Annotated in this window: 22 protein-coding genes; 5 read left to right on the top strand and 17 right to left on the bottom strand. The window is 74.0% G+C overall.

The window, feature by feature from the left end; all coding sequences use genetic code 11:
- Positions 1-105: 105 nt before the first annotated feature.
- Genes BGO22_RS00175 through BGO22_RS00160 form a run of 4 tightly spaced genes read left to right on the top strand, consistent with a single transcriptional unit; the run spans position 106 to position 3,984 of the window.
- The gene (locus BGO22_RS00175) at positions 106-1,443 is read left to right on the top strand and encodes an NAD(P)/FAD-dependent oxidoreductase (protein ID WP_070397903.1); all 1,338 of its coding nucleotides are present in this window, start codon (positions 106-108) and stop codon (positions 1,441-1,443) included.
- Entirely contained in the window at positions 1,440-2,441 is a 1,002-nt protein-coding gene (locus BGO22_RS00170; RefSeq protein WP_070397904.1) for a chorismate transformation FkbO/Hyg5 family protein, read from the top strand. The genes BGO22_RS00175 and BGO22_RS00170 overlap by 4 nt, the downstream gene beginning before the upstream one ends.
- An 11-nt stretch (positions 2,442-2,452) precedes the next feature.
- A complete protein-coding gene (locus tag BGO22_RS00165; protein ID WP_254668111.1) occupies positions 2,453-3,250 on the top strand; it encodes a lysophospholipid acyltransferase family protein in 798 nt (265 codons plus the stop codon).
- Complete coding sequence (locus BGO22_RS00160) at positions 3,217-3,984, top strand: glycosyltransferase family 2 protein (protein WP_070397906.1); 768 nt, start codon at positions 3,217-3,219, stop codon at positions 3,982-3,984. The genes BGO22_RS00165 and BGO22_RS00160 overlap by 34 nt, the downstream gene beginning before the upstream one ends.
- Here BGO22_RS00160 and fabG read toward each other — a convergent pair.
- From fabG to BGO22_RS00080, 16 genes are all read right to left on the bottom strand, one after another.
- Positions 3,965-4,693 (bottom strand): 3-oxoacyl-ACP reductase FabG, encoded by a 729-nt coding sequence (gene fabG / locus BGO22_RS00155; RefSeq protein WP_070397907.1) that lies wholly within the window; start codon positions 4,691-4,693, stop codon positions 3,965-3,967. The two genes, BGO22_RS00160 and fabG, sit on opposite strands and share 20 nt — an antisense overlap.
- Entirely contained in the window at positions 4,690-5,172 is a 483-nt protein-coding gene (locus tag BGO22_RS00150; protein WP_070397908.1) for a hotdog family protein, read from the bottom strand. The genes fabG and BGO22_RS00150 overlap by 4 nt, the downstream gene beginning before the upstream one ends.
- Positions 5,169-5,987 carry a beta-ketoacyl synthase chain length factor gene (locus tag BGO22_RS00145; protein ID WP_070397909.1) on the bottom strand — a complete coding sequence of 273 codons (819 nt, stop codon included), beginning with the start codon at positions 5,985-5,987 and terminating at the stop codon, positions 5,169-5,171. The genes BGO22_RS00150 and BGO22_RS00145 overlap by 4 nt, the downstream gene beginning before the upstream one ends.
- A complete protein-coding gene (locus BGO22_RS00140) occupies positions 5,984-7,174 on the bottom strand; it encodes a beta-ketoacyl-[acyl-carrier-protein] synthase family protein (RefSeq protein ID WP_070397910.1) in 1,191 nt (396 codons plus the stop codon). Before BGO22_RS00140 ends, BGO22_RS00145 begins: the two co-directional genes overlap by 4 nt.
- Before the next feature lie 20 nt (positions 7,175-7,194).
- Positions 7,195-7,914, bottom strand: a complete 720-nt coding sequence (locus BGO22_RS00135; RefSeq protein WP_070397911.1) for a class I SAM-dependent methyltransferase — start codon at positions 7,912-7,914, stop codon at positions 7,195-7,197.
- Between the two features lie 13 nt (positions 7,915-7,927).
- Positions 7,928-8,746: a polysaccharide deacetylase family protein gene (locus tag BGO22_RS00130; RefSeq protein ID WP_286848200.1), complete on the bottom strand. Its 819-nt coding sequence runs from the start codon at positions 8,744-8,746 to the stop codon at positions 7,928-7,930.
- Entirely contained in the window at positions 8,743-9,402 is a 660-nt protein-coding gene (locus tag BGO22_RS00125) for an alpha/beta hydrolase (RefSeq protein WP_070397912.1), read from the bottom strand. Before BGO22_RS00125 ends, BGO22_RS00130 begins: the two co-directional genes overlap by 4 nt.
- Positions 9,399-11,735, bottom strand: a complete 2,337-nt coding sequence (locus BGO22_RS00120; protein WP_070397913.1) for an MMPL family transporter — start codon at positions 11,733-11,735, stop codon at positions 9,399-9,401. Before BGO22_RS00120 ends, BGO22_RS00125 begins: the two co-directional genes overlap by 4 nt.
- 55 nt (positions 11,736-11,790) lie before the next feature.
- On the bottom strand, positions 11,791-12,366 hold the full coding sequence (locus BGO22_RS00115; protein ID WP_070397914.1) for a LolA-related protein: 576 nt from the start codon (positions 12,364-12,366) through the stop codon (positions 11,791-11,793).
- A complete protein-coding gene (locus BGO22_RS00110; protein WP_070397915.1) occupies positions 12,363-13,265 on the bottom strand; it encodes a lysophospholipid acyltransferase family protein in 903 nt (300 codons plus the stop codon). Before BGO22_RS00110 ends, BGO22_RS00115 begins: the two co-directional genes overlap by 4 nt.
- Before the next feature lie 61 nt (positions 13,266-13,326).
- Positions 13,327-13,629, bottom strand: coding sequence for a 3-hydroxyacyl-ACP dehydratase FabZ family protein (locus BGO22_RS00105; RefSeq protein ID WP_070397916.1), 303 nt, complete (start codon positions 13,627-13,629; stop codon positions 13,327-13,329).
- Positions 13,616-14,977 (bottom strand): AMP-binding protein, encoded by a 1,362-nt coding sequence (locus tag BGO22_RS00100; RefSeq protein WP_070397917.1) that lies wholly within the window; start codon positions 14,975-14,977, stop codon positions 13,616-13,618. The genes BGO22_RS00105 and BGO22_RS00100 overlap by 14 nt, the downstream gene beginning before the upstream one ends.
- Positions 14,974-15,639, bottom strand: coding sequence for a COG4648 family protein (locus BGO22_RS00095; RefSeq protein WP_070397918.1), 666 nt, complete (start codon positions 15,637-15,639; stop codon positions 14,974-14,976). Before BGO22_RS00095 ends, BGO22_RS00100 begins: the two co-directional genes overlap by 4 nt.
- Positions 15,640-15,706: 67 nt before the next feature.
- Entirely contained in the window at positions 15,707-15,994 is a 288-nt protein-coding gene (locus BGO22_RS00090) for a phosphopantetheine-binding protein (RefSeq protein WP_070397919.1), read from the bottom strand.
- Positions 15,995-16,021: 27 nt separating this feature from the next.
- A complete protein-coding gene (locus BGO22_RS00085; protein WP_070397920.1) occupies positions 16,022-17,281 on the bottom strand; it encodes a beta-ketoacyl-[acyl-carrier-protein] synthase family protein in 1,260 nt (419 codons plus the stop codon).
- Between the two features lie 2 nt (positions 17,282-17,283).
- Positions 17,284-17,523: an acyl carrier protein gene (locus BGO22_RS00080; RefSeq protein WP_070397921.1), complete on the bottom strand. Its 240-nt coding sequence runs from the start codon at positions 17,521-17,523 to the stop codon at positions 17,284-17,286.
- Between the two features lie 143 nt (positions 17,524-17,666).
- On the opposite strand from BGO22_RS00080, the gene BGO22_RS00075 reads away from it, so the two are divergent.
- Positions 17,667-18,371, top strand: a complete 705-nt coding sequence (locus BGO22_RS00075; RefSeq protein WP_070397922.1) for a phosphatase PAP2 family protein — start codon at positions 17,667-17,669, stop codon at positions 18,369-18,371.
- Here the strand turns inward: BGO22_RS00075 and BGO22_RS00070 are convergent.
- On the bottom strand, positions 18,337-19,233 hold the full coding sequence (locus tag BGO22_RS00070) for a patatin-like phospholipase family protein (RefSeq protein ID WP_502686417.1): 897 nt from the start codon (positions 19,231-19,233) through the stop codon (positions 18,337-18,339). The two genes, BGO22_RS00075 and BGO22_RS00070, sit on opposite strands and share 35 nt — an antisense overlap.
- Position 19,234: the final 1 nt, after the last annotated feature.

The raw sequence follows: 19,234 nt of genomic DNA, 5'->3' as shown, positions 1-19,234 counted from the left end.
TTTTTTTGGTTACATGCCCCCGGCTCTGGCGCCGAATGGGCCTCCTAGAATCCCTGGATTTCCGCGCCGCCTCCCCACGCGGCGCCCAGTGACCAGCGAGGTTCCATGCAAGAGACAGACACCGCGCCGCGCGACTGCGACGTTCTGGTGATCGGCGGCGGGCCTGCGGGCTCCACGGTTTCCACCTTGCTGGCGCGCCAGGGCCACCGCGTGGTCCTGCTCGACAAGGACCACCACCCGCGCTTTCACATCGGCGAATCGCTGCTGCCGGCCAATATGCCCTTGCTCGATCGGCTGGGCGTGGGCGACGCCGTGCGGGCCATCGGCATGCTCAAGCCCGGCGCCGAATTCGTCTCGCCGCAGCACAGCCACACGCAGACCTACTACTTCGCCGACGCCTGGGACAAGTCCATGCCGACGGCCTACCAGGTCAAACGCGCCGACTTCGACCAGCTGCTGCTGCGCAACGCCGCTGAACAGGGCGTGGAGGTACACGAGGGCACGCTGGCCCGCGAGCTGCGCTGGGCCGCCGACGGCCAGCGCGTGGCATCGGTCGTCTCCAGCGACGCACAGGGGCGCAGCACCGAATGGCGCCCGCGCTTCCTGGTCGACGCCTCGGGCCGCGACACCTTCCTCGCGGGCAGGCTCAAGACCAAAGAGAAGAACCCCGACCACAACAGTGCCGCCGTCTACGCCCACTTCCGCGGCGCGCGCCGCCACGAGGGCCAGGACGCCGGCAACATCACCATTTTCTGGTTCGAGCACGGCTGGTTCTGGTTCATCCCGCTGAGCGACGGCGCCACCAGCGTCGGCATGGTCACCTGGCCGTACCACATGAAGACCCGCGGTGGGCGCGAGCTGATGGACTTCCTGCTGGACAACATCCACCATTGCCCGCCACTGGCCGAGCGCCTGGCCGGCGCGCAGCCGGCAACGCCCGCCGAGGCCACGGGCAACTACTCCTACCGCTCCACGCTCAGCCACGGCGCCGGCTTCCTGCTGCTGGGCGACGCCTATGCCTTCATCGACCCGGTGTTCTCCTCGGGGGTGTGGCTGGCCATGAGCAGCGCCGAAATCGGCGCGCGCACCGTGGACACCTGCCTGCGCGAGCCGGCGCGCGCGGCCCAGGCCCTGCGCCGCTTCGACCGCCACATGCGCCACGGCCCGCGCGAGTTTTCCTGGTTCATCTACCGCATGACCAACCCCACCATGCGCGGCTTCTTCATGGACCCGCACAACCCCCTGCGCATGAAGGAGGCCCTGCTGTCGGTGCTGGCGGGCGATCTGTTCGGCCGCACGCCGATCTGGCCGTCGCTGTGGGCCTTCAAAGGCCTGTACCTGGCGGTCAACCTGGGCAACCCGCTGCGCAGCTGGCGGGCCTGGCGACAGCGCCGGCGCAACATCCGGCCCACCGCGTCGGCCAGCGCCTCGTCCAGCGCATGAGCGGCCTGCGATTGCTCACACCGCGCGTCGTCGACGCTCCCGTCCCGTCCGGCGTGCTGGGCGGGGCCGCCCTGGACGGCGCGGGCGGCACACCCGCCTGGCCCGAACAGCGCCTGCGCATGCCGGGTGAACGCGGCGCCGCGGCCGCCTGGCGCGAGGCCTGGGCCAGCGACGGCCCGCTGCAGCAGGGCCAGGACGGCGGCCTGCGCTGGCGCGGCGATGGCGAGTTGCTGTACGGCCTGATCGAGCTCGACGAGCCCACGCCCGACGCGCCCGAGCGCGGCGCGTGCCTGCGCGAACGCACGCGCGAGGCCTACCTGCGCCTGTTCGCGCTGCTTGGCGCGCGCGGCACGCCGCACCTGTGGCGCGTGTGGAACTACATGGCCGGCATCAACGGCGATGAGCAGGGCCTGGAGCGCTACCGCTGGTTCAACCTGGGCCGCCACGACGCCTACCAGGCCCTGGGCCCCATCGCCGCCGCCCAGATGCCGGCGGCCAGCGCCCTGGGCTGGGCGGACCGCGGACCGCTGTCGATCGCCTTCCTCGCCGGGCGCCGGGCGCCGCGCCCGATCGAGAACCCGCGCCAGGTGAGCGCCTTCCACTACCCGGGCGACTACGGCCCGCGCCCGCCGCTGTTCGCGCGCGCGGTGCTGGCCGAATCGGGCGCCGGCGAATGGCTGCTGGTCTCCGGCACCGCGAGCATCGTCGGCCACCAGACCGTGCACCCGGGCGACGTGGTCGCGCAATGCGAAGAAACCGCGCGCAACCTGCGCGCCGTGCTGGACGAGGCCAACCGCGCCACACGCACCGCCGGACACCGCGCCGAGGCGCTGAGCCATCGGGTGTACGTGCGCCACGCGGCCGATTTCCCCGTCGTGCGCCGCGCGCTCGAGCGCTGCCTGGGCGGCGCCGGCCTCACGCTGATGCAGGCCGACATCTGCCGCCAGGACCTGCTGGTCGAGGTGGAGTCCCTGGCCCACGGACCCGTCCTGCGCTGATGCGGCTCACCTTGTCCCGCCCCACCCAGTGGCTGCAGGCGCTGCGCGAGCACCTGGCCATGGTGCTGGGCCTGAGCCTGCTCGCCTCGCTGTGCCTGAGCTGGTCGCCGATCGCCCTGGTGCTGCACCACGCGCTGCCGCGGCGCTGGGGACAGGCCGTGGGCCGGCGCGTGGCCACGGCCTGCTTCCGCTTCTACCTCGGCGCGCTGCGCGCGGTCTGCGGCTGCCGTTTCGACCTGAACGCGCTCGATGGCCTGGCCGGGCAGGGCCCGATGATCGTGGTGGCCAACCACCCCAGCCTGCTCGACGCCCTGCTGCTGGTCTCGCGCCTGCCCAACGCGGTCTGCATCATGAAGGCTGGCCTGATGGACAACCCGCTGTTCGGCGCGGGCGCCCGGCTCGCGGGCTATGTGCGCAACGACAACCTGCTGCACGTGATCCTGCAATGCCGCAGTGAGCTGCGCGAAGGCGCCCAGGTCGTCGTCTTTCCCGAAGGCACGCGCACCACCGACTGGCCCATGAACCGCGTGCCCGCCTCCATCGGCCTGCTGGCGGTGCGCTCGCAGGTGCCGGTGCAGACGGTGCTGCTCGATTTCTCCAGCCCGTACCTGGGCAAGGCCTGGCCGCTGTGGCGCCGCCCCGAGCTGCCGCTGCGGGTGAGCGCGCGCCTGGGCCGGCGCTTCGCGCCGCCCAGCGACGCCCGCGCCTTCACCGACGAACTGCAAAGCCACTTCGACCAGGCGCTCAAGAACGCCCAGGTCGCGTCCGCGAACCCATGCCCCAGCCCTCCACGACCCACCTCGTCCTGATCCCCGCCTACAACCCCGGCGAGCTGCTCGCGCGCACGGTGCGCGCGGCGCGCGAGCGGTGGGCGCCGGTGTGGGTGGTGGTCGACGGCAGCACCGACGGCTCCACCGCCGAGGTGCAGGCCCTGGCCGCGCAAGACCCGCAGCTGCGCGTGATCGTGCTGCCCCGCAACCAGGGCAAGGGCGCGGCGGTGCTGGCGGGCCTGCAGGCCGCCGCGCTGTCGGGCTTCACGCACGCACTGACCATGGACGCCGACGGCCAGCACCCGGCCGAACTGATCCCCCGCTTCATGGCCACCTCGGTGTCACGGCCCGAGGCCATGGTGCTGGGCAAGCCGGTCTTCGGTCCCGAGGCGCCCGCGCTGCGCGTGCAGGGGCGGCGCATCTCCAACGCCTGGGCCAACATGGAAACCCTGGGCATGGGCGTCGGCGATTCGCTCTATGGCTTTCGGGTCTACCCGGTGCGCGCGCTCATCGACGTGATGCGTTCCACGCGCTTCATGCGCCGCTTCGACTTCGACCCCGAGGCCGTGGTGCGCCTGTGCTGGGCCGGCGTGCGCCCGATCAACGTGGACGCGCCGGTGCGCTACCTCGCCCCCGAGGAAGGCGGCGTGTCGCACTTCAAATACCTGCGCGACAACCTGCTGCTCTCCTGGATGCACAGCCGGCTGTTCGCGGGCTTCGTGCTGCGGCTGCCCCGGCTGCTGTGGCAGCGGCTCAGGCCATCGCCCCGTTGATGCCGATCACCTGGCCGCTGATGTAGCCGGCCCGCTCGGAGGCCAGGAAGGCCACGAGATCGGCCACCTCTTCGGCGCGGCCCGCGCGCTGCATGGGCACCAGCTGCTTCACCGTGGCGGCGTCGAACACGCCGTCTGCCATGCCGCTGTCGATGATGCCGGGCGCCACCGCATTGACGGTGATGCCGCGCGCGGCCACCTCCAGCGCCAGCGAGCGCCCCGCCGCGTGCAGCGCGGCCTTGGCCGCCGAGTAGTTCACCTGCCCGCGGTTGCCCACCACGCCGGACACCGAGGTGATGTTGATGACCCGGCCCCAGCGCGTGCGGATCATGGGCAGCATGAGCGGCTGCGTGACGTTGAAGAAGCCGTTGAGCGAGACGTCGAGCACGCGGTCCCATTGCTCGCCCGTCATGCCGGGAAAGACGGCGTCGTCGTGCACGCCGGCGTTGTTCACCAGCACCTGCACCGGGCCTTGTTCGTTCAGCTCGGCCAGGGCCGCCGCGCAGGCCGCGCGGTCGGTCACGTCGAATCGACAGGCGCTCGCCCGACCACCGGCGGCCAGGATGCGGTCGACCACGGCCTGCGCCCGTTCCATGCCCTGGTTGGCGTGCACCAGCACCTCCAGGCCGTCCTGCGCCAGGCGCTGCGCAATGGCCGCGCCCAGGCCGCCGCTGCCGCCCGTGACCAGGGCCCGTTTCGAGGCCGTCATGCCAGGCCCCCGTCGGACGAGAGGCCCGCGGCGTCGAGCACCACGGCCGCGCGGCCATCGGCCACGGCGCCGCGGGCGCCCTCGACGCTGAAGCCGTAGAGCACGTTTCGCGCATCGCCCGACAGGCGCTCGGCGCGCACGCGCAGCGGCGCGTCGGCGGCTTCGATGCGCAGCGTGTGCAGGTTCACCCCGCGCACGCTGGCCAGGTAGCCCGCGCGCGGCGCCTCATGCAGACCGGCGACCAGGGCGCCGTGCACGGCCATGGCCTGGGCCGCGTATTCGATGGCGTGCACCGCGCCCAGGGCGCCGTCGGCGCCGCGCAGCGGGTGCGTGGCCAGGCCATCGAGCCGCGCCTCGCAGTGAATGGCCTCGGGCGACCAGTGCCGCACGGCGTCGAGCAGGCACATGTCGAGCTGGTGCGGGATGCGGCGCGCGATGGCGTCGCGGTCCAGCGGGGCGTGGGAGGTCGGGTCGGTCATGGTTGGCGGGGCGTGAAGCGCAGCCGCAGGCGCTGGGGCGCCAGGTAGTCCAGCACCACGGGGCGATCATCGCCGCGCGCGATGCGCTCGAGCAAGGGCAGGCCACGCAGCGCGGGAAAGGCCCTGCGCAGGCCTTCCAGCGGCGCCGCCGCCAGCGTGTCCACCGGATCGCGCGTGAGCGCGCCGTGCAGCGTGCCCAGGCTTCGCTCGCGCGGCGCGGTGCCCAGCCAGAGCGCGATGCCCGCCGCATCCGGCACGGGCCGGCAAGCGTGCAACGGCTCGGGGTACTCGCTGTCGTAGGCCACCAGCAGCACCTCGGGCGCGCCGTCGAGCAACTGGCCCACGGCGTCGATCCAGCCCGCGCCCAAGCTGGCGTCGTGCGCGCACAGCACCTGGCTGGGCGCCATGGAGCGCGTGGCGATGCCCCAGTAGCCGGCCGCCGCGTTGTGCACCGAGTTGTGGAAGCGCGTGGGCGAGATGGCGCGGTCCTCGCCCGCCAGCTGTTCGCACAGGGCGTGGCAGTTGTGGCCATCGGCGCCAGACGAGGTGAAGACCGTGGCGATGTCGGCCGGGTCCTGCCCGTCCAGCGCGCGCTGGCCCAGCGCCAGGGCCAGGCGCACCACACGGCTGGCGCGGCGGCGTTCGGCCGCCGGCAGCGCCTGGGCCGGCGGCAGCACCGAAGGCGCGTGCGCCCAGGCCTGTTCGCCGCGCAGCACGGCGGCGGCCTGGGGCCAGTCGGCCAGGCCGGGGGCGATGAGGGACAGGCCGTGCAGCCAGATGGGGGCGTGCGGTGGGGCGTGGGGGCTCTGGTTCATGGCTGGCCCCCACCGAACACCAGGCTGCAGTTGCTGCCGCCAAAACCGAAGGAGTTGGACAGCGCGTACCTCAGCCCGGGCGCGGGCGCGCCGTCGAGGCGGTAGTCCAGATCGAGCGCCGGATCGAGTTCGCGCGTGCCGGGGCTGCCGGGAATCCAGCCCTCGCGCAGCGCGATGGCGCAGGCCACCGCCTCCAGCGCGCCGGCCGCGCCCAGCGTGTGGCCGGTGGCGCCCTTGATGGACGAACACGGCGCGCCGCGCCCGAACAGCGCGGCCACGGCGAGGCCCTCGGCCGCGTCGTTGGCCGGCGTGGCGGTGCCGTGCAGGTTGATGTAGCCGATCTGGTCCGCCCGCAGGCCGGCCGAGCGCAGCGCGGCCTCCATGGCCCGGCGCGCGCCCAGGCCCTGCGGGTGCGGGGCCGACATATGGTGCGCATCGCTGGACTCGCCCACACCCAGCAGCCGCACGGCGGCCGGCGCGCCGTCGCGCTCCAGCAGCGCGAAGGCCGCCGCCTCGCCGATGGAGATGCCGTCGCGCCGCGCATCGCTGGGCCGGCAGGGCTCGGCCGAGGTGAGTTGCAGCGAGGCGAAGCCGTACAGCGTGGTGAGGCAGAGCGAATCGACGCCACCCACCACGGCCGCGTCGATGGTCCCCGCCGCGAGCTGGCGCGCGGCGGCGGCGAACACTTTGGCGCTGGACGAACAGGCGCTGGACAGCGCCATGGCCATGCCCTGCAGCCCGAAGGCGGCGCGCACGAAGGCGCTCACCGAGCCGGTGTTGTGCGTGGTGTCGTAGTGGAACCAGGCGGGCAGCGCGCCCGTGGCCGGGTCGCGCTCGCGGTAGGCCAGCTCGGTCTGCAGGATGCCCGAGGTGCTGGTGCCGACGAACACGCCCACGCGGTCCGCCCCGTGGCGGGCCACGGCCTCGCGCACGCGCTCGGCGAAGCCGTCCTGCTGCAGGCCCATCCAGGCCAGGCGGTGGTTGCGGCAGTCGAAGGCGCTCAGCGCCGCGGGCAATGCCACGGCGTCGACGCCGGGCACCTCGCCGATCCAGGTGGGCAGGTCCACGGTTTCGAAGCGGCAGGGCGTCAGGCCGCTGCGCGATGCGCGCAGCGCCCGCGTGTGCTCGGCCAGGCCCTGCCCCAGACAGGAAGTGGCGGTGTAGGCGGTGAGGGAAACGGCTTGCATGGGAACCCGGGGCGCGGCGCTCAGCGCACGCGGCAATACAGCATGACGTTGGCCAGGGGCTTATTGCCGCTCATGTCGCGGCTGTCCACCTCGAAGCCCAGCGATTCGAGCTCGGCGCGCCACGCGGCCAGCGGGCGCGCGTACAGGCGCGAGAGCCGGTGCCCGCGCGCGAAGGTCACCACGCGGTCGATGTTCAGGCCCATCTGGTAGCGCCAGCCCGCCGAGGCGTCACCGATGCGGGTGAGGAACACGCCGCCCGCCGGCAGCGCGGCGCGGATGCGCGCCAGCAGCTCGCTCTGGCGCTGGTGGTCCACGTAGTGCAGCGCGTCCAGGATGGTGATGGCGTCGGGCCGACCGAGCTCGGTGCGCGTCATGTCGCCGCGCTCGATGCGCACCACCGGGTGCGTGGCACCGAAGGCCTGCGCCGCGCGGTCCACGTCCTTGTCCATCAGCTCGATGCCGCGCAGGGCCCGCGGCGCGGGCGGCGGCGCCCAGTCGGCGGGCCAGCGGCCCCGCGCCGCCAGTTGCTGCGCGGCCAGCAGCCACGAGAACAGGCTGCCCTGACCGCTGCCCAGGTCCAGCACGCGTGGCGACTGGCTCAGCAGGCCGCGGCGCAGGATGTCGTGAAAGATGGTGTCGTAACCGAGCTTGCCGCGCGCGTAGTGGTACGCGAAGCGGCCGCCGGCGCGGAAGCGTTCGCTGGCGTGGTCGACCAGTTCGTGGACGAAGGCGTGGCTCATGCGGGGGACGGGCTCATTCAAAGGATTGGAACAGGGTCTCGGGCCGCAGCCCCAGGCGGCGCGCCTCGGCCATGACGGCGGGCAGCGCGTGCAGCAGCACCGGCTGGCCGTCGGGCGCGCGCGCGGCGTGGCCGTCGTGCAGCAGCAGGATGTCGCCGGCGGCGAAGCCGCGCAGCAGCCGGCGCTGCACGGTGGCCGGATCGCCGGTGCGAGTGTCGAAGCCGCGGCGCGTCCAGCTGGCGTGCCGCAGGCCCAGACCGTGCAGCACCGGGGCGAGGAAGGGATTGCTCAGGCCGGCCGTGGGCCGGAAGAAGCGCGGCGCCTGGCCGGTGATGTCGCTCAGCGCGGCCTGCGCGGCGGCGATGTCCCGCCGCATGCGGCCAGGCCCGAACAGCGAGAAGGCATTGGAGTGCGACTGGCCGTGGTTCTCCACGCGGTGGCCACGCGCCACGATGGCGCGGCACAGCGCCGGCTGCGCCTGCGCGCGGCGGCCGATGCAGAAGAAGCTGGCCTTGGCCCCGAGTTCATCGAGCAGGTCCAGCACGCGCGGCGTGCGCTCGGGGTCGGGCCCGTCGTCGATGGTGATGGCGAAGGCGCCGCGCGCGGCCGCGGCCTCGGGCAGGCGCACCCAGTTCTCGCCCAGCCATTGCGAGCGCGGCCACAGGCCGGCGGCCACCACCGCCGCGTGGTTGGCCACCACGCCGCCCGCCAGCCAGGGCCACCAGCCGGGCTGCCACAGCCCCGCGCCCAGCGCGGCGCCATGCAGCAGCACGCTGGCTTGAAGCAGCGGCGCGGGGCGCCAGCGCGGGCCGTTCAAGCGGGCCGGCGTCATGGCGCGCCCTCCCCGGCCGCCGCCCAGGGCCGCCGCGCCACCAGGGCGGACCACAGGGACCGCCAGCAGGCCCAGTCGTGGCCGCCGTCGGTGCGCAGCACGCGCTCGGCGGGCAGGCGCGCGGCCATGCGGTCCATGCCCCCGGCGAAGCGGTCCTGGCGGCCATAGCCCATCCAGGCCACGGGGCGCGGTGGCGCCTGTTTCCACCAGGCCCAGACCTCGAAGGCCGGGTCGCTGTCGTGGGACGCGGGGCCGGGCCAGGCGTCCAGCCCGCCCGCGCGTTGAATGGCGTTCCAGGCCAGCCGATCGCCCGGGTAGGGCGCCAGCAGGCACAGGCCATCGACCAGATCCGGGTGGCGCCGCGCGCACAGCACGGCCTGCCAGCCGCCCAGCGACAGACCGCCCAGCCAGACTCGGCGGCCTGCGTCGCGCGCGGGCCGCAGCCACTCGGTGGCCAGGGCCTCGATGGCGTCGGCGCCGTCGTAGCGCTGCGCCTGCAGATCGACCGCCACCATGTCGATGGCCTGACCCGCCGCGGCGGCCTCGGCGTCCCAGCCTTGCGCGGCCACGTCGGCGGCGCCCATGGCCGCGCCGGGCAGCCAGACCAGGCGGCAGGGGGCCTCGCCGGTCCAACCCTCGAAGCGCTGGGCCTTCACGGGACGGGGTCCTTCTCCGCCGGCGTGAGCACCGCCGACAGCAGCAGCGCCAGCACCGCGCCCGGCGCCACCGTCACGCCCACGGCCTGCAGCACCGGCACAGAGGACAGCGAGAGCACGCCAAAGCCGATGGCCGTGGTGGCGCAGGCCACCAGCACCGACAGCAGGGCCCGCGGATCGGCGTGCGGGTCGCGCCGCCAGCGCTCGATGAACAGCGAGTAGTTGGAACCCACGGCCACGATGAGCAGCATGCCGATGAGGTGCAGCAGGTGCAGGCGCACGCCCAGGGCGTGCAGGCCGGCGATCACGATCAGCACCGCCGCCACGATGGGCAGCATCACGCCCAACAGGCGGCTCGGCCGGCGCAGCGAAGCGCCCAGCACCAGCACGATGCCCGCCAGCCCGGCCAGCGACAGCGCGATGGCCTCGCGCAGGTAGCTGCCGTAGAGCGACTCGAACTCCTGCTTCAGGTCGATGAAGCTCGCGCCGCTGCCCTGCAGCGCCGCGCGCAACACCTCGGCCGGCAGGTCGGCGCCGGCCGCGCCGGGCGCGGGGCGCAGCGGCAGCAGGGCGGTCCAGCCGTCGGCGTGTGGCTGCAGCAACGAGTCCACGGCGATGGCCAGGGCCGAGCCGTCGAGGTCCTCGCGCCGCATCGGCGCAGCCGCGCGCGCCTGCGCCACGGCGTCCACGAAGGGCTTGAGCCGCGCGGCCGACAGGGGCTGCCCCTGCAGCGCCAGGCCCAGGTCGCGCGACAGCGCCTCGGGCGCCGGCAAGGCGCGCTGGCGCTCGCGCTGCAGGGCCTCGCTGGGCAGGAAGCGCGCGGGGCTGTCGTAGCCGCCGATCAGGCCCTGCGCCACCAGCGGCTGCAGGCGCGCGGCGGCCGCCTCGGCGCCGCGCAGCGCGGCCTCGCGGTCGCTGGCGCGCACCACCACCATGTAGCGCGCGTCGGGCGCGCCCAGGTCGCCGCGCAGGCGGGCGTCGCGCTCGGCGTCCTGCGGGCTCACGCTGGACAGGGCGGACAGGTTCGGCTCCCACAGCGTGTCGCGCTGCGCCACCAGCCAGGCCAGCGCCAGCAGCGCCGCGCCCAGCACGGGCCAGCGCCAGGCCCGCAGGGCCAGCACGCGCGGCGTCACCCAGGCCGGCAGCTCGGGCGTGCGCGCCATCTGGCCGCCGGCCATGGCGGGCAGCACCAGCCGCGTGGTCAGGGCGGCGACGAAGACCCCCGTCATGGCGTACAGGCCGAGCTGCGCGAGCCCCGGGAAGCCCGCGAACAGCAGCGCGCCGAAGCCCAGCACCGAGGTGGCCACGCCCAGGCGGATGGTGGGCCAGAAGTTCTCGTGCCAGCGCCGGCCCTCGCCGCTGTCCGCACGCCCGGTCTGCACGAAGTAGTAGATGCCGTAGTCCACCGCCTCGCCCACCAGCGCGGCGCCGAAGCCGGCCGTGATGGCGAACACCGAGCCGTGCACCTGCCCCACCGCCACCAGGCCCGCGAGCGAGCCGCTCACCGCCGGCACCAGGGTCAGCAGCAGCGGGCGCCAGCGCCGGAACATGCACCACAGCAGCAGGCTGATGCCGATGGAACTGAACAGGGTCAGCCGCGCCACGTCGGCCTGGATGGCCGCGCGCGTCTTCACCGCGAACACGCCGGGGCCCGACACCTCCAGCCGCAGCGCGCCCGGCGGCAACGCATCGAAGGCGGCCTGCACGCGCGCCACCGCCTCGGCCTGGCCGTCGGTGTCCGAGCCCGCCGCGCGCGTCTGCAGCAGCAGCATCGCGCGCGCGCCGTCGCGCGACACCCAGACGCCCTCGGCCATGTTGGGCTGCCCCTGCGACTGCCAGCCCATCAGCACCTCGAAGGCCTCGCCCGTGGGGTCCGACGGGAACTGCGCCTTGAACGGCAGCCCCGCCGGCGAGGACACGATGTCGATGGCGTTGAGGATGGCCTCGCGCAAGCCGTCGGGCGTGAAGCGCTGTGCGTCCACGGCCGGGCTCAGCGTGTAGCGGTGCCGCTGCAGCAGCGCGAGCTCGCGGTCGAAGGCCTCCAGCTCGCCGTTCTGCACCGCAACGAAGGCGCCGTCGGCCGAGAGCCGCTGGCGCAGCGCGCGCGAGGCCTCGGCGCGCGCCGCGCCGTCGCCGCCGTCGATGGCCACCATCAGCAGGCGCGAGACCACGCCCTCGCGCAACTGCTCCACCAGCACCTGCTGCTCGGCGCTGGGGTGGGAGGGCAGGAAGAAGGACAGGTCGGTGGTGAAGCGCGTGCGCGACGCCAGCCAGCCGCCCAGGGCCATGGCCAGGGCCCAGGCGAGCACGATCCACACGGCACGGCGGGTCATCGGAGCCCCTCCGGGCGCGCGGCGGTGCGGGCGCCGGCTGGCGGCCGGGCGGCGCTCACGGCTTGCCCACCGGTTCCAGCCGCATCTCGGTGCGGTCGCCGTCGGACTGGGTGTAGTCGATGCGGTCCACCGCGACGCCCACGCCCGAGATGACGATCTGCGTGACGATGCCGCGCAGGCGCGCCTGCAGCGGCTCCAGCGTGAGCGTCCAGCGCTTCTCGGGCTGGCCCTGCAGGGCCACGCGGTAGTGGCGCTCCAGCGCCGCGCGGTCGCCCTGCAGGGTGCTGCGGATGCTGGCCACGAAGGCCTCGACCTCGGGGCGCTGGCTCACGGGCATGCTCATGCGGCGCTGGTCGCGCTCCAGCGTGAGCGTGTCCTTGTCGAGCAGCAGGCGCTCGGGCCGGGGCGAGAGCGTGCGCCGCTCCAGCCAGTCGGGCGCGCGGTAGCTCATCTCGCCGCGCGAGACCAGGGGCGCGTCGAGCATGGCCATGTGGCGCCGCTCGACGAAGCGCACCGTGCCGCCGGGGTGCGCGGCCAGCAGGGCCATCAGGCGCTCGAGTTCGTCGGCCGCGCGCGCGGCCGTCAGGGGCAGCAGCGTCAGCGCCAGTAGCCAGAGCCTGCGGGAGATCATCGTTGCCAGAAATCGAAAAAGTTGAACCAGTTGAACGGCGCCTGCCGGCAAGCGGCCTGCAGGCGCTCCACGTAAGCGGCGCGCGCCGCCTGGATGGCGGCGTCGCGCGCCGCGCCACGGCCAACCGTACCAAAGTCGGCCAGGGGTTCGAACACCAGCCGGTAACGGTTCGCACCCAGGTACAGGCCGGCCATGAAGAACACCGGCCGGCGCAGCACGGCGGCCACGCGCCAGGGCGCGACCGGAAAGGCCGCGGGGCCGCCCAGGAAATCGTGCAGGGCGCGGTCGTCCGCGTCCAGCGAGCGGTCGACCAGCATGCCCACCAGGTGGCCCTGCTCCAGCCGCTGCGCGGCCTCGATCATGGAATCGGGCCGGCCCAGCGGCACCACGTCCTGCCGGGCCTCGGGGTTGATGGCGGCGAGCGCGGCCCGCATCTGGCGCGCGTTGTCCTCGTACATCAGCATGCTCACCTGCAGGCCGGGGCGCTGGCGGCCCACGCAGCGCAGGGCCTCGAAGCTGCCCAGGTGCGCGCCCATCAGCAGCACGCCGCCGCTGTCCATGGCGCGCAGCAGCGCGTCGGCGCCCTGCACTTCCACGTCGAACAGATCGAAACGTCCGTTGAGCAGGTAGACACGGTCGTGCACCGTGGTGGCGAAGCTCAGCAGGTGGCGGTAGCGCTCGCGCCAGGTGGGCGGGCGGCCCAGTGCGCGGCGCAGGTAGTCGCGGCTGGCCGCGCGCGGGCGCGGCGCGAACAGCAGGAAGTACAGCGTGGCGCCGTGCAGCACCGCGCGGCTGAGCCGTCGGCCCCCCCACAGCGACAGGCGCACCATGAAGCGCAGCAGCCCCAGGTGACCGCGCTCGGGCCGCTGGCGCCACTCGGGCAGCGCGCGCCCATTCACCGGGCGCCCCCCCGTGCCGCGCACCGTGGGGCCGAGCGCCTTGCGAATGGCCCGGCCGCGCTCATGCGTCCACCGGCCGCAGCTGGCCCGTGGCCACCGGCTCGCCACCGCGCGTAAAGACGAAGGCGAAGCCCGCGCGGGGCAAGGCGCTCAGGCTCAGCCGCAGCTCGTCGCCGGGCCGCACGGCTTGCAGGAACTTGGCCTGCGGCAGGCCCCAGCCGCGCGCGCCAGGCGCCAGCTCGCGCGCCGCGCGCAGGGCCTCGTCCAGCAGCACCACGCCGGGCAGGATGGGCTGGCCCGGGAAATGCCCCGCGAAAGCGGGGTGGTCCGGGGGCACGCGCCAGGCGCGCTCAAGAAGGCTCACGCAGCACCTCGCGGCGGTAGAGCGCGGCCAGCGCCTCGCGCGTGAGCTTGCCGGTGGCGTTGCGTGGCAGCGCCGGCAGCAGCACCAGCGGGCGCGGCAGGAAGATGGCGTCGACGCGCTCGCGCAGCTCGGCCAGCAGCGGCGCGGACTGGCGACCGGGCGCCACCGCGAAGGCCACCAGCCGCGTGACGGCGGCGTCGCCGCCCGGCGCCTCGGGCAGGAAGAAGGCGGCGTCGAGCACGCCCTCGAGCCCCGCGAGCTGGCGGTTCAGGTAGGCCAGCGACGTGCGTTTGCCCGCGATGTTGATGAGGTCGGCGTGCCGGCCGTGCAGCACGAAGCGGCCGTCGGCCAGCGGCTCGATCAGGTCGGCCAGGGGCACGGTGCCCTCCACGTGCCCGCCCTCGGCGCTGGCCACGTCGCCCGCGAACCGCAGGCGCGCGCCGGGCAGCAGCGTCCAGGCCGGGCCCGCCACGGTGCGCCGGCTGGCCAGCGCGGAGGACTCGGTGGAACCGTAGATCTCGTGCAGTTCGGCGCCGCAGGCGGCCTCGGCCTGCTGCGCCAGGCCCTCGGCCAGCGGCGCGGTGGCCGACAGCAGGCGCTGCGGCAAGGCGCCCGGCGCGGCGCTGGCCAGCCAGTTGGCGAGGTGGAAGGGCGTGGTGACGAGCAGGCGCGGCGCCGGCACGGCGGCCAGGGCGTCGTTGATGTCCTGGGCAAAGAACGGCTTGCCCGACCAGAAGCTGCAGCCGCCGTGCAGCGCCAGCAGGAAGGTGGATTCGAAACCGTAGCTGTGCTGGATGGGCACGGTGCCCACCAGCACGTGCGGCGCGCGGTCCAGCCCCAGCGCGGCGGCCTCGGCCTGGCCGTTGCGCACCAGGCGACCCCAGTGCTTGGGGTGCGGCTGCGGCCGGCCGGTGGAGCCCGAGGTGAACAGCACGGCGGCCCGCCGGGCGTCGTCGATCCAAGGCATGTCGGCGAGCGGCGGGCGGCCGGCGCCGGGGCGCGCGGGCACATCGTGCCGGGGCAGCCCGGCGGCCTCGGCCGCGTGCGACATCTCGGCGCCGTCGACCAGGCACAGCGCGCCCGGGAAATCCTGCGCCAGCTGGCGCAGGCTCTGCGGCGCCAGCGAGGACGGCTGCAGGCTCACGCGCCCGCGCAGCAGGCCGGCGGCGAAGCCCACGGCGAAGCGGTAGCGGTCCTCGCAGAGATTGATGAGGTCGCCCTCGGGCGGCAGCGCTTCGGCGAAGGCCGCGGCGTCAGCCAGGAATTCGCCCACGCGCACCGGGCCGTCGGGGCGCCAGGCGAACACGCCGTCGATGGCGTGCGCGCTGATGAGCGGGGAACGGCTCATGGCCGCTGCCCCCGCGCCGACTGGCGGCGTTCGCTGTCGGCCCGCCAGGCGCGCAGCACGGCCGACAGGCTGGGGCGCTCGTGCGGCGGCAGCGCCAGCCGCCGCCACAGGGTTTCCAGCAGGAACATCAGGCCCACCAGGGGACCCGTGAGCACGTTGGCGTGCAGCGACCAGAGCCCGCGCGGCGCGAACAGGAAGAGCGCGGTGGACACCAGCGCGTTCAGCACGAAGAAGGCGGTCCAGGCGGCCGTGACCTGGCGCGTGTAGCGCAGGTGGCCCGGCGAGAGTTCGGCGCCATGCACCAGGCGCGCCAGCCGCGTGACCAGGGCGTCGCCCGGCCCCAGCAGGCTGGCGCCGAACAGCGCCGCCAGCGCGAGGTGAATGCCCAGGTGCTGCAGGTAGTACAACAACGCCACCTCGCCGCGCAGCCAGGGCCACAGGCCCCACAACAGCGCCGCCGCCGCCAGCCAGGCGAGCCAGCGCAGCGCCGGTCGCGCCAGGCGCGCGAAGGCCACGGCCAGCGCTGCGGCAAAGGGCGCCACGGCCACCGCCACGTGCAGGTCCATCGGCCCGCGGCCCGTGCTGCCGAGGTGCGAGGCCACCACCCAGCCCAGCAGCAGCAGGCCGGACGCGGCGGCGCGCAGCGGGGCCGATGGGCTCATGCGATCCGGCGCCGGGCCGCCCCCAGCCAAGCCTCGCGACCCACGCCGCGGCGGAGCGTGCGGGTATTCATGTGGTGCGGTGGCGCGTGATGTGGGCCGCCAGCGCGCGCGGGCTGGCGAAAATCTTCTGGTTGTTTTCGTTGTCCGAGCGCATCTGGAACCCGTAGCGCTTGGAGATGACGAGCGCGATCTCGAGCATGTCGATCGAGTCCAGGCCCATGCCCTCGCCGTACAGGGGCGCGTCGGGGTCGACCTCGCCCGGGCTCAGCTCCAGGTTGAGCGCCTCGATGATGAGCTGCACGAGTTCGGGAATCAGCTGCTCCACGGCTTCGGCGTTGACGGTGTCTTCCTGCATGGCGAACTCCTGGGGAGCGTGAGGTGATCAGTGGGCGGGGGCGGCGAACGCCAGCACGACGTTGCTGCCGCCGAAGGCAAAGGAGTTGGACAGCGCCACGCGCAGGCCGTTCGCGTGCCGGCCCTGTGGCACATGGTCCACGCCCTCGCAGGCCGGGTCGAGGCGGCCCGCCAGATGGGCGGTGGGGGGAATGGCCTGCTCGCGCAGGGCCATGGCCGTGACGACGGCCTCGATGGCCCCGGCCGCGCCCAGCAAGTGGCCGTGCATCGATTTGGTGGAACTCACGGGCAGGCGCGCGGCCTGTTCGCCGAACACCTCGCGCAAGGCCTGTACCTCGATCGGATCGCCTTCGGGCGTGGCGGTTCCGTGCGCGTTGACGTAGTGCACCTCGCCCGGGGCCAGGCCGGCGTCCTCCAGCACGGCGCGAAGGGCGCGCACCTGGCCGGCGCGGTCGGGCCGCACCAGGTGGGTGTGGTCGCAGTTGGTGGCGAAGCCGATGAGTTCGCCGTGGATGCGCGCGCCGCGCGCCACGGCGCGGTCCCAGTTCTCGAGCACCAGCGCCGCCCCGCCCTCGCCCAGCACCAGGCCGTTGCGGTCGTTCGAGAAGGGCCGGCAGGCGCTGGATGCGGTCTGCTCGTCGCCGCGCGCGAGCACGCGCATGGCCTCCCAGGCCTTCACCACGCTCACGGACTGGCAGACGTCGGAGCCGCCGGTCACCATCAGCTCGGACTCGCCCGAGCGCACGCGGCGAAAGGCCTCGCCGATGGCCATGGAGGCCGAGGCGCAGGCCGCCGTGTGGCTGCTGCTCACGCCGCCCAGGCCCAGCTGGATGGAGATGTGTGCGTTGGCCGCGTTGTTCATGCCCATCACCACCGACAGCGGCGACACGCGTTCGCGGCCCTTGAGCCAGAGCTCGCGCGCGCCCCGCTCGTGCGCCGCCAGGCCGCCCAGCGCGGTGCCCCACAGGCACCCCCATTGGCGGCGGTCGCTGCCGTCCTCGGCGGCCGAGCGGGCCAGGCCCGCGTGGCGCCAGGCCTTGAAGACGGCGGCCATGCCCAGTTGCGAGAAACGCTCCATCATGGACGCCAGCGGCTTGCCCAGCTCGCGGTCGGCGTCGAAGCCCTCGCAGCGCACGTAGGGCAGGCGCAGGGGGCGCGGCTCGTCCTCGGTGACCATCCACCGAACGGCCGATTCGCCGGCCCACACGCGCTGAAAGAAATCCTCGAGATCGCCGCCGTAGGGACTCACGAGGCCCAGGCCGGTGATCGCGACGCGGTGCCGCGCCATGCTCACTCCGTCTTGCTGGGCACGAGCGATTCGATGACCGCCACCATGTCCGCCACGCTTCTGGGTGGGGTCTGATCGGAGGGAATCTCGATGCCCAGGCGGTCTTCGGCCTCGAACATGAGCTCGGCCAGCATCAGCGAATCGACGCCCAGCTCGGCCAGGGCCGCCCCGGGCACCACGGCGGACTCGGCCACGCCCAGGCGATCGACGAGAAACTGGCGGATCAGTTCGATGGCGTTCATGTGGGCCCGAAAAAAGTGCGGAATTATAGTGAGCGCCCCCCAGCACGCCCTGGGGCGTACCACCCTGGCGGGGGACGTCACGCGCCTCGGGTACAGTGGCCCCCGCTCCACCCTACCCCACCACAGCACCCGCGCCCGCCGCCTTGACCGCCACCCACCCACCGGCCTGGACCCGCGCCCTCGCGCGCCGATTCTTCGCCCTGTGGCCGCTCAAGGCCGTGGGCACCACCGCCTTCATGGTGCTGTTTTTCCACGCCTATTTCTGGGTGCTGAAAAACCCATCGGGCGAAGCGCTGGAGCTGCCCCTGCTGGCGCCGGACCGCTGGGTGAGTTTCGAGCCCTGGGCCATCTACGCCTACGGCTGGCTCTGGGTCTACGTGTCGGTGGCGCCGGGCCTGCTGGACCGCTGGCGCGCGCTGGTGCGCTATGGCGCCTGGGTGGCGCTCATGTGCGCGCTGTGCCTGGCGATCTTCTGGCTCTGGCCCACGCGCACGCCCGTGTTCGACGTTGACTGGTCGGCCTACCCGCGCCTGGCCTTCCTCAAGGGCATCGACGCGTCCAGCAACGCCTGCCCGTCCCTGCACGTGGCGGCGGCACTGCACGCGGCCTGCTGGCTGCACTGGCACCTGCGTGAGTTGGGCGCGCCGGCCTGGACGCGCTGGGTCAGCGCCCTGCAGTGCGTGGCCATCGTCTGGTCCACCATGGCGATCCGCCAGCACGTGTTCATCGACGTGCTGGCCGGCGCGGCGGTGGGCGTGCTGTTCGCCTGGCTGTCGATCCGCTCGGAACGCGCCGCCCAGGCCCGGCCCCCCGCTACAGCGGTCGCCGCTGCGCCAGCAGCGCGTTGAGCCGCGGCAAGGCCGCGCGCATGGCCTCGCGCCCGGCCTCGATGGCGCGCTCGCGCGAGGAGAAGTCCGCGCCACCCATGCCGTTGAGCACCGGACGCACCACCAGGTCGGCCGTGGCGAGCTCGTGGCGGTTGATGCTCTGTCCCATGATGGCGAAGGTCTGCAGCAGCACGTCGAGGTTGCCGGTGGCGGCATTGGTCTCGGGCGTGGCGGAGATGTCCACCGCGAGCACGATCTCGGCGCCCATCTCGCGCGCCTGGCGCACCGGCACCGGCGCGGTCAGGCCGCCGTCCACGTACTCGGTACCACCGATCTTGACCGGCGCGAACACGCCCGGCACGGCGCTGGAGGCCCGCACCGCGAGCGCCGCGTCGCCGCGACGAAACAGCACGCCGCGGCCGGTGTGCAGGTCGGTGGCGAGCACGCCCACGGGCAAGGCCATGTCCTCCAGCAGCTTGCCGTCGATGGTGCGGCGCACGTAGCGCGCGAGCGCTTCGCCGCGCAGCAGGCCCCGACCCAGGATGGGGAGCGACCAGTCGGCGATCTCGGCCTCCTGCATGCGCAGCGCCAGGCGCTCCAGTTCCTTGCCCGGCAGGCCGCTGGCGTAGAAGGTGGCGACCAGGCTGCCGGCCGAGGTGCCGGCGAGCAGGTCGGGCCGGATGCCCACGCGCTCCAGCTCCTGGATGACGCCAATGTGGGCGAAGCCGCGCGCCGCGCCGCCGCCCAGCGCCAGGCCCAGGCGCGGCGGGCGCGTGAGCGTCACGGGCGGCGTCACGGGTGGCACCACGGGCTCGGCCACCACCGGGGGCTCCGGCCTGTCGGGCGCCTGCGGCGGCACGAGGGCGCAGCCCGTGAGCAGCAAG

The sequence above is a fragment of the Hydrogenophaga sp. 70-12 genome (assembly GCF_001897365.1).
Taxonomy (GTDB): Bacteria; Pseudomonadota; Gammaproteobacteria; order Burkholderiales; family Burkholderiaceae_C; genus Hydrogenophaga; species Hydrogenophaga borbori.
This window is presented reverse-complemented; position numbering and strand designations above follow the sequence as displayed.